The organism is Bacillus sp. LR_5, assembly GCF_042709275.1.
On sequence record NZ_JAVAXX010000244.1, the window covers coordinates 1 to 9,752 of the forward strand.

General features: G+C 37.0%; 12 protein-coding genes and 3 pseudogenes. 2 read left to right on the forward strand and 13 right to left on the reverse strand.

Annotated elements, in window-relative coordinates:
• The 12 genes and pseudogenes from RAC86_RS29825 to bltR form a co-directional block, all read right to left on the reverse strand.
• Positions 1-248 (reverse strand): TSUP family transporter (locus RAC86_RS29825; RefSeq protein WP_377886347.1); only part of this gene is annotated, 248 nt, incomplete at its 3' end.
• Positions 249-307: 59 nt separating this feature from the next.
• A complete protein-coding gene (locus RAC86_RS29830; protein WP_268532243.1) occupies positions 308-535 on the reverse strand; it encodes a sulfurtransferase TusA family protein in 228 nt (75 codons plus the stop codon).
• A gap of 33 nt (positions 536-568) precedes the next feature.
• Positions 569-1,703, reverse strand: a pseudogene (locus RAC86_RS29835) (MBL fold metallo-hydrolase).
• 29 nt (positions 1,704-1,732) lie between these two features.
• Positions 1,733-2,017 (reverse strand): annotated as a pseudogene (locus RAC86_RS29840) (DsrE/DsrF/DrsH-like family protein).
• A 20-nt stretch (positions 2,018-2,037) separates the two neighbouring features.
• The gene (locus tag RAC86_RS29845) at positions 2,038-2,595 is read right to left on the reverse strand and encodes a sulfurtransferase TusA family protein (RefSeq protein ID WP_015251636.1); all 558 of its coding nucleotides are present in this window, start codon (positions 2,593-2,595) and stop codon (positions 2,038-2,040) included.
• Between the two features lie 185 nt (positions 2,596-2,780).
• Positions 2,781-3,263, reverse strand: coding sequence for a DsrE/DsrF/DrsH-like family protein (locus RAC86_RS29850; RefSeq protein WP_015251635.1), 483 nt, complete (start codon positions 3,261-3,263; stop codon positions 2,781-2,783).
• 146 nt (positions 3,264-3,409) lie between these two features.
• Positions 3,410-3,670 carry a metal-sensitive transcriptional regulator gene (locus tag RAC86_RS29855; protein WP_003237170.1) on the reverse strand — a complete coding sequence of 87 codons (261 nt, stop codon included), beginning with the start codon at positions 3,668-3,670 and terminating at the stop codon, positions 3,410-3,412.
• Between the two features lie 21 nt (positions 3,671-3,691).
• Positions 3,692-4,009, reverse strand: coding sequence for a hypothetical protein (locus RAC86_RS29860; RefSeq protein ID WP_015714354.1), 318 nt, complete (start codon positions 4,007-4,009; stop codon positions 3,692-3,694).
• A gap of 383 nt (positions 4,010-4,392) precedes the next feature.
• Positions 4,393-4,953 carry a cupin domain-containing protein gene (locus RAC86_RS29865; protein ID WP_119899609.1) on the reverse strand — a complete coding sequence of 187 codons (561 nt, stop codon included), beginning with the start codon at positions 4,951-4,953 and terminating at the stop codon, positions 4,393-4,395.
• Positions 4,954-5,178: 225 nt separating this feature from the next.
• Positions 5,179-5,322: a hypothetical protein gene (locus RAC86_RS29870; RefSeq protein WP_032679207.1), complete on the reverse strand. Its 144-nt coding sequence runs from the start codon at positions 5,320-5,322 to the stop codon at positions 5,179-5,181.
• Positions 5,303-5,413: pseudogene (locus RAC86_RS29875) on the reverse strand (N-acetylmuramoyl-L-alanine amidase); the annotation flags it as partial. The pseudogene RAC86_RS29875 and the gene RAC86_RS29870, both read right to left, overlap by 20 nt.
• A gap of 82 nt (positions 5,414-5,495) precedes the next feature.
• Positions 5,496-6,317 (reverse strand): multidrug efflux transcriptional regulator BltR, encoded by an 822-nt coding sequence (bltR, locus tag RAC86_RS29880; RefSeq protein WP_029727181.1) that lies wholly within the window; start codon positions 6,315-6,317, stop codon positions 5,496-5,498.
• A 116-nt stretch (positions 6,318-6,433) separates the two neighbouring features.
• Between bltR and blt the strand changes: the two genes are divergently transcribed.
• Positions 6,434-7,636, forward strand: a complete 1,203-nt coding sequence (gene blt, locus RAC86_RS29885; RefSeq protein WP_003229880.1) for a multidrug efflux MFS transporter Blt — start codon at positions 6,434-6,436, stop codon at positions 7,634-7,636.
• Between the two features lie 168 nt (positions 7,637-7,804).
• Positions 7,805-8,263: a spermine/spermidine acetyltransferase gene (gene bltD / locus RAC86_RS29890; protein WP_015714357.1), complete on the forward strand. Its 459-nt coding sequence runs from the start codon at positions 7,805-7,807 to the stop codon at positions 8,261-8,263.
• A gap of 156 nt (positions 8,264-8,419) precedes the next feature.
• On the opposite strand, the gene RAC86_RS29895 is transcribed toward bltD, so the two are convergent.
• The gene (locus RAC86_RS29895; RefSeq protein ID WP_038429363.1) at positions 8,420-9,724 is read right to left on the reverse strand and encodes a hemolysin family protein; all 1,305 of its coding nucleotides are present in this window, start codon (positions 9,722-9,724) and stop codon (positions 8,420-8,422) included.
• Positions 9,725-9,752 lie beyond the last annotated feature (28 nt).

The following is a 9,752-nucleotide window of genomic DNA, read 5'->3' on the forward strand; positions in this document are numbered from 1 at the left end:
ATAATTAATGCTTTATTTAGAAGACCACTCTTACGATAAGCCCAAACACCGCCGAGTGTCGCAAAAAAAACTTGAATAGCCCCTATCCCTGAAACTTCATGGGCAGTTAATGACATCACTCCCACTAAAGAAGGAATGTACAATAGCATTGGATAATTAATAACTGCTCCGCCAATACCAATCATTCCGGAAATAAAGGCACCAATAAACCCTATAATGAAAAGAGTTGTGATAAAGGCAATATCCACTTTGGTTTCCTCCTTTCAAAGGAAAAGGGTATCTTTTTATTCGATACCCTTTCACATTATTAGCCTTTTTGAATCCAGAATTTCAATACCTCACCTTCATCAGTTTGCTCTAAAAGGTCATGTCCGCCTGATTTAGACCAAGCTGCAAGATCACTTTTAGCTCCCTTATCTGTTGCATGCACTTCTAATATTTGACCTGATTCCAGTTCATTCATCGCTTTTTTTGTCCTGACGATTGGCATTGGGCATGCCAGGCCTTTTGCGTCTAATACTTTATCTGATTTCATGTTCATCTCTCCTCTTTTTAATAGAAACTTGTGTTACCGTATTGCACAGCGGTTTGGACCAATCTCCATTTCACGCTGTTTTTCTTCATCTGGGCTGATTTTCCCCATGTTTGTTTCTCGAATCTCTTGGTATGCATTTGGTTGCGGAGGCAAATGATCTGTTACTAGGTGTCTAAATTCTGTTTCATCCGCAATGTTCAAACCATGGTTCTCGCTAAATAATGTACTTAGTTTTTTACCAACACTTCCATCCTCATTTAGCTCGTCAATGATCATAAAGTGTGCCGGTAATACAATTAAATCCTTTGATAACGCTTTGTAACGGCTATAAAGCGTTTTTCTTAAATCTCCTACCCAATCTTCTGCCATACCGGCTAAGTCTGGTCTGCCGATTGAATCAATAAACAAAATATCACCTGAAAGAAGATACAGATCATCGACAATGAAAGAAGTGGACCCAATCGTGTGCCCCGGAGAATAAATCGGTTGAATTTTAATCGTTGTATTTCCAATGATCATGTCGTTTCCTTCTTCCAACGGCTGATAATCGAATACCACTTCTTCAGCATCTTTAGGCGGTAACCAGTAGGTTGCTTTTGTTTTTTCAGCAATGACTCTGCCGCCTGAAATATGGTCCGCGTGAAGATGTGTATCAAATACGTGAGTAATCGTTGCACCCTTCTCCTTCGCAAAATCCATAAAGAAATCTACCATACGTGTCGCATCAATAATTGCTGCTTCACCATTGGAAATGACCATGTATGACAGGCAGCCTTTACCGATTCGAACAAACTGATACATCTCACCGCCATCTTTTAAATCCCCGACTTTTACCGGCTCTAAATGTTCGCTCCATGCTTTCATTCCACCCTTAAGATAGGATACAGAATGACCTGCTTCAGATAGCATTTCGGATACCATGACGGATGAACCTTCTTTTGCACAAACAACCAGCACTTCTTTATCAGAAGGAATTTTCTCCAAGATATCTTCTACGCCATCTAAAAGATCGAAATACGGTACATTTAAATGGTCAAAGTCATGTCCTTCAATCTTCCAATCGTTAAAATCATTTTCATTACGCACATCCAGAATAAATAAAGATTCTTTGTTAAAGATTTTTTTTGTCACTTCTTTTGGGGTCATTGCCTTTACGGTCATGTTTCAATACCTCCTATATCGAATCTTTTAGCGGGACTAAAATGTTAAGGATACATCAGCATCTTTAGTAAAATCTAAAAAGGTAACAGCCCCGCCTACTTCGATTCCTTCCATAAAATCATCTTTTGTTAAACCCATAACGTCCATCGTTATTTGACAACCAATTCATGCAACTCCCATTTCAATCAGTTAAGAATAGAAGGCACATTTGCGTTCCTACAACCTTCTGCGACATGCTCTTTTCCTTGTCGCAATATTACAGACTTTATAAGCATCAAACAGACCGCCATTTGCCGCAATAATCGCTACTCTTGTACTCATCTGTTCATCATGCTTTTTATTTATTCGGTTTTACCTGTCCAATCCCGCATACCGGGGACAACATTAATAACCTTTTTAAAACCTTGTTTTTTCATGGTGTGGGCCGCCATTTCACTTCTTCTTCCCGAATGGCAGATAATATAAATTTCATCATTTTTGTTTAATTCATTAGAGCGCTTTTCCACTTCACCAAGAGGGATATGCACAACTCCAGGAATATGAGCTTTTTCATACTCCTCTATCTCTCGTACATCTAAAATGTTAAGAGACTCGTCACTATCCACTTTCTGTTTGAAAGCTTCTAATGAAATCTCAGGAATTGAAGATGCATTTTCTGATGAATGCTCTCCTCCTTTTCGAAGAAAATGACGAAGTATTTCTCCCTCTGCTTCAGTACCTAGATATTCATGGCCTGTACTTTTTGCCCATGCTTCCAGATCTGCTGTGGAACCTTTATCTGTTGCTTGAATTTCCAATACTTCACCAGCTTTTAAATCCTTCATTCTCTTCTTCGTTTTTACGATAGGCATTGGACACGCCAAACCTTTAGCGTCTAGTACAATAGTTGCTTTCATCATTTTTTTCCTCCTTTTCTCATATAGGGGTGGGGGTATATAAATATACAAAAAGTTTCTCACTAGAAGTTAATACCATGTATTCATGCCCCTTTTATATTTGTGATCTTTTTAAATCCTTGTTTCTTCAATATTTTTACTTGCCTTTAAACTTCTCATTCCGCTTAGCAATGAGTAAATGAGTAGCATTAGATAAATAAGTTGACACTGCCTTCCTCAGCATCTGCCAAATAAGCTGCTACACCAGCATAGTCAATATCATCTAATAGTTCTTTTTCCTGTAAACCAAGAAGATCCATTGTCATCGTACAAGCTACGAGCTTTACCCCCTGTTCTTGAGCCATCTCAATCAACTGAGGCAAAGGAAGTGCATTATGCTTTTTCATCACATTTTTAATCATTTTAGGGCCCATACCTGCAAAGTTCATTTTAGATAAACCCATCTTATCAGCACCACGAGGCATCATCTTTCCAAACATTTTTTCAAGAAATCCTTTTTTCACTGGAATCAGCTCTTCTTTACGTAAAGCGTTTAATCCCCAAAAAGTATGGAAGATCGTCACTTCATGATCGTAGGCAGCTGCACCATTTGCAATAATATAGGCTGCCATTGCCTTATCATAATCCCCGCTAAATAAAACAATTGTTGTGCGTTTTGTTTGTTCTGTCATGTTTATTCCCCCAACTAATTACCCCTGCGGGTATATTAAAGTCAAAAAATTTTTTCGAAAGATCTGCTTTTATTCAACTCTTTAAATACCATAGGGGGTATAATATAACGCATATAAAAATTCGTCAACCTTAGGTTGATGAATTTTTATCGGCTCTTTACCAATAAGTCGACTGCTTCTTTTACTAAATTTTGTGTGTCTTCGCCTTTTTCTAAACTTTCACGAACACAATGTTCAAGGTTTGTGCTCACAATTAAACCCATCGCTCGATCGATCGCATTACGGGAAGCTGCTAATTGGGTCACAACCTCTCTACAATCTTTTCCTTGTTCCATCATAGTCAATACACCTTTAATTTGTCCTTCAATCCGTCGTAAGCGGTTTTTAATCTTTTGATCATACTCCATATATCAATGAAATCCTTTCTTTCATTTATTTTTACATTTACATGCTGCCAGTTCATAACTGTTTACATGGATACCTTTGCGCTTTAGAAAACGCACTCCTAAATTTAATTCCACCCGGTCACGAGCTATTATGTGTATTTTATCACGTGGAATCTCTAAATAAAAACGTTTTAGATACGCATATGGGATGTTTAAAATAATATTATCCGAAAAATTGGGTACATCGTTATAATGGCGAATATCTAATATTGTGATGTCCATAGCCTTTAATTTATCTTTATGGATACAAGAGATTCCGGTTATAGGATAATAACGTCTATACGTTGCAATGATAATCACAAAAATAAGCAGGAATGCAATAACTAAATAATTGATACTACTTACACCACCTTATTAACTCTTTGTTATTCACAAAACAATAATATACCCCCATAGGTATATAGTCAAGTGTGAAAGTTACTTTCTTTGAGCTGATAGATTCATTTCGATATCCGCGGATTGAAAAAATACTTACATTCGATAATGCCAATTCTGCTAAAAGGAACTCGAATAAAGCAATAAGCCGATTTAATTTTAAATCGGCTTTATTTATCAATTACTTAAAATTAGCACAAGACACGCTGCTTGGATATTAAATGGGGTTTCATTAGCATGGTACTGGTTCCCCATGTTTCATGCTGGATGTGACTTTAATTATTCTAGAATTCTGCAGAATATCTGTGCTAATCTTCCGCAGCCACTGCATCTGCTTTGGTTTCATGAACTGTACCAAATGGATGGTTAGGAGGAGCATAAATGGAGTAAAGTTTTAATGGCGTATTTCCTGTATTAATTACGTTGTGCCAAGTGCCGGCAGGGACAACAATGGCAGAATCATCATAGACATTTCTTTGAAAGTTCAAATGATCTTTGCTCTTTCCCATTTTGACGATCCCACGCCCCTGCTCAATCCGTAAGAACTGGTCAACGTTAGGATGGATTTCCAAACCAATGTTTTCTCCAATACCAAGACTCATCAAAGTAACTTGAAAATGCTTTCCTGTCCATAAAGCAGTACGGAACGTATTGTTTTGTTTTGTGGCTCTATTGATATTTACAACAAATGGTTTTGGTCCATAATCCTTCAAAAGAAGGTTTCTATCTTCATATGAAGAGCGCAAATCGGCACCTCTGTGTACGTTCCCCATCTCATTTGGAATAGTCCAATAAACAGATCTTCCATCATTATACATCGGTACAGTCACATAATAATAACATTGAGGCGAAAAAGGGTTATAGTACATTTTTTGATCCCCACAATTATAAATTTTTGTGATAGTATCCTATGCATTTATTAAGGGAGTGTGCTAAATCAAGAAAACTCATATTAAACACAAAAATGAATCTTCGATCACCGTTTGATTCACGGATGAATAATTTATCACCGACCTTGTAATCGTTTTCTGGATGTTGAATTTCACTAGCCTTTGTTAACAAGACATCGAATGACACTTTTATATGATGGATTATCAAAAGTCGACGATCCTAAATGGCTTTTGAACATTTACATAGCACAACAACAGAGTATACGGAATTATGTTGTTTGTCCCCCCTATCCCAGCTCTTTTATATTTATCTCTTTGGATGCGCCTTGATGGCCAGCTTTTCAGCAGCGTAGTATTTAGCGCCTCCTGAATCGTTATAGCATATTTCAACGCCGATAGACTTGCGGTTCCCAGTGCCGTTTGTACCGTCTCCTGTATGTGGGCTCGCTTTTAGTAAACCAGTTTATATTCTTTTTGGGCACACAACAGAAACAATTTTTCCATATGAAAATCTCGTAATCTTACACCTCTTTAACTTGAAGGAGGATTTTTGCATATGTATTTTCATACCCGTCAACTACCATCTCATCCAGCATATATTCCTCATATGCATTTTCCCCTATTTGCATTCCATTCTTTTCAATGAACTCAATGATTCTCCGGTACGCCTCTTCAGTATTTCCGCCTATTTCATATCCAACTGCATACAGGCCTTTTGGCCGTACATGATAATTTATGTTCTCTCCCCCATTTTTTACTTTTATATAAAAGTAACTGTAATTGTAGAAGTCTTTTTCTAAGATTTGTTCCCGTGCAAAGATTCCGCCTATCGGATATCCTTCATCTAATTCATTTTGCTGAACTTCATGAATGAGTTCTGAAATGGCTGCCACATATTTTCGTTCCGGTAAGTTTAATGTTTTTCGGCTTAACATGAATGTTTCTTCATTTAAATATTCAAAAGAAATTGAGGAAAAATCAGTCTCAAGTGCTTGTTCAGTAAGCGCCACTTTTGTTTGTAAGATCGTTTGCAACTGCTTAAGCTCATTTATTTTTTTATCAATCTCAATAGACTTTTCTTTTAGAACATGCAGGATCTTGTCTGGTGTTTTTCCTTTTATTAGACACTTTATTTCTTTTAATGGAACCCCAAGCTCTTTAAATAGGCTGATGACTTGAAAAATCTCAAATTGATGATAGGAATAATATCTATACCCATTTTCTTTTTTTATTTCCGGCGAGAAAAGACCAATCTCATCATAATGAAATAAGGTTTGTTTTTTTACACGGCAGAGCTTCGAAAACTCCCCTGTTGTGAAATACTTCTTAACATCTTCGCTCATAAAAACCTCCTTGACTATACGGTAACCATATACCTTATGATTTGATTGTACTTGAAAAAAGCTTCAAGCGAAAAGGATAGGTAAAAAGGGTTCAATTGAGTAAAAGGGGAATTCAGATGAAAAAATCAATAAATGAGCAAAAAACGATATTCATTATACTATTAAGCAACATCTTCGTAGCATTTCTTGGTATCGGTTTAATCATTCCAGTTATGCCTTCTTTTATGAAAATCATGCATTTATCCGGCAGCACAATGGGTTATCTTGTTGCGGCTTTTGCCATTTCTCAGTTAATTACTTCACCTTTTGCAGGTAGGTGGGTTGACCGTTTCGGGAGAAAAAAAATGATTATTCTCGGGTTGCTTATATTCAGTTTATCTGAGTTGATTTTCGGATTAGGGACCCATGTTTCAATATTTTATTTCTCGAGGATATTGGGTGGTGTAAGTGCGGCTTTTATCATGCCCGCGGTAACAGCATATGTAGCTGATATTACAACCCTAAAGGAAAGGTCAAAGGCTATGGGGTATGTTTCTGCTGCAATTAGCACCGGCTTTATTATTGGGCCTGGTGCGGGAGGATTTATTGCCGGCTTTGGCATCCGCATGCCGTTTTTCTTCGCCTCCGCCATCGCGTTAATAGCAGCTGTCACTTCCGTTTTTATACTAAAAGAGTCATTGTCGATAGAAGAACGCCATCAACTCTCATCTCATACAAAGGAATCAAATTTCATTAAAGACTTGAAGAGATCCATTCATCCTGTCTATTTCATTGCATTTATTATCGTCTTTGTAATGGCTTTTGGTTTATCAGCTTATGAAACGGTATTCAGCTTGTTTTCTGATCATAAATTTGGCTTCACACCAAAAGATATTGCAGCCATTATTACGATTAGCTCCATTGTTGCGGTAGTTATTCAAGTTTTACTATTCGGGAAATTGGTCAACAAACTTGGAGAGAAAAGAATGATTCAGCTGTGCTTAATAACCGGTGCGATCTTGGCTTTCGTGTCTACTGTTATGTCAGGATTTTTAACTGTTTTGCTTGTAACTTGTTTTATTTTTCTGGCGTTCGATTTGCTACGTCCGGCCTTAACCGCTCATTTATCCAATATGGCCGGTAACCAGCAGGGTTTCGTAGCAGGCATGAACTCCACATACACCAGCCTGGGAAATATATTTGGACCTGCTCTAGGCGGTATACTATTTGATCTTAACATTCATTATCCTTTCCTTTTTGCAGGTTTCGTTATGATTGTCGGCCTTGGTCTTACAATGGTTTGGAAAGAAAAAAAGAATGATGCTGCAGCTTTGAATTAATTCATTTTCTATAAAGTCAAGTCATTTGGATGCAGGGAATGCCCCTGGTTAGGCACAATAAGAAAAGGTACTTAATTTGATAGGCTACATGTTGCTTGACGTGAATATAGTTTAAGCTGAGTTTTAGCAATATCAGGATACCGGGATAAGAAAAAAGGAGAATGTAGTATGAGTATAAAAATAAAAGGAGTAACTGATGATAATCGTGCTGCAATTCTTGATCTACATGTCAGCCAGAATCAATTATCATATATTGAATCTACAAAAATATGTTTAGAGGATGCAAACGAATGTCACTATTATAAACCTGTCGGGCTTTACTATGAAGGAGATCTAGTCGGTTTTGCAATGTATGGATTGTTTCCCGAGTATGATGAAGATAATAAAAACGGACGAGTCTGGCTTGACCGATTTTTTATTGACGAACGCTATCAGGGAAAAGGATTAGGGAAGAAAATGCTTAAAGCCCTCATTCAGCACCTTGCTGAGCTATATAAATGCAAAAGAATTTATTTAAGTATATTTGAAAATAATATTCATGCTATACGCCTTTATCAAAGGTTTGGTTTTCAATTTAATGGTGAACTCGACTTTAATGGTGAGAAGGTAATGGTAAAAGAGCTATAGATATCCAGGCCTCCTTTTTTGCTGAGAAACGTTTGAACTTCGATAATGATTACCTACTTAAACTGCAAGATCATTGTTTAAAAAAGCCTGGATGAAAATTTCATCTCAGGCTTTAAGCATCTTATTAGTCAAAATCTCATGTGTTTTATCCAGATGTTATTCTTTTTTCCAGACAATTTCTAAATAATTAATATGCCGGCCAACTGTTTTGTACACTTTAAAAATATACCCATCGGCTTCTATAACGGACCCAACTGCAGCGTCTATTTGTTGAGTCATAAACCAGCCGCCTATTGTATCCACTTCGTCACTTTCTAACGTCGTTCCCAATAAATCATTTACATCCTCAATGAGCACTTTCGAATCTAAGATATAGTGATTATCATTTACTTTTCTAATATTAGGCACTTCATCTTTATCAAATTCATCTCTGATTTCCCCGACAATTTCTTCAAGAATATCTTCAGCAGTGACTAAACCTGAAGTGCCGCCATATTCATCCACAAGAATAGCGATATGTGTTCGCTCTTTTTGCATTTTTACCAATAAATCATGAATTGGAACGGATTCAATAACATGGATAACAGGGTTGATATGATTTTCTAACTTGAAATCCTCTTTTATCTTCTGGTCTGTGTCAATATAAGCTGACAAGAATTCTTTAGCATTGATAAAACCAATGATTGAATCTTTATCTCCATTTAGGACTGGGTACCTTGTATAGCTCTCTGTCTTAATGGCCTTAACAATAGTTTCATAAGAATCCTCACTAGAAATCGCTACGATCTCTCTTCTCGGAATCATAATTTCTTTGGCGATTCTTTCATCAAATTCAAAAATATTATTTACATATTTCAACTCATTTTGATTGATTTCACCGCTCTTATAGCTTTCAGACAGTAAGATGCGCAGTTCTTCTTCAGAATGAGCAAGTTCATGTTCTGATGCAGGTTTCAAACCGAAGAGTCCTACTATAAACCGGGCTGAACCATTTAAAAACCATATAAAAGGGAACAGGATGCGGTAAAACCAAATAATTGGCTTTGCAGTCAAAAGAGTGATGGTTTCCGCTTTTTGGATAGCGAGTGTTTTAGGAGCAAGTTCTCCAACTACAACGTGCAAAAAAGTCGCCATCACAAAAGCAATCACTAAGATCAATACATGTGAGACTGTTTCACTTACATGAAAATGAGCAAATAAGGGGTGCAAAATCACTTCAAAAGTCGATTCTCCAACCCAGCCAATTCCCAACGCTGTAACCGTGATCCCTAATTGACAAGCTGACAAATATTCGTCCAAATGAGTAATGACCTTTTTGGCTGATACGGCACCTTTTTTTCCCTCTAATATGAGTTGGTCAATTTTTGATGACCTGATCTTTACTATCGCAAATTCAGTCGCAACAAAAAATGCTGTTAAGACAATTAAAATAGTAAAGATTATAAGGTTAATGGTTGTCAATGATTTGCCTTACCTAGTAAGGCGTACA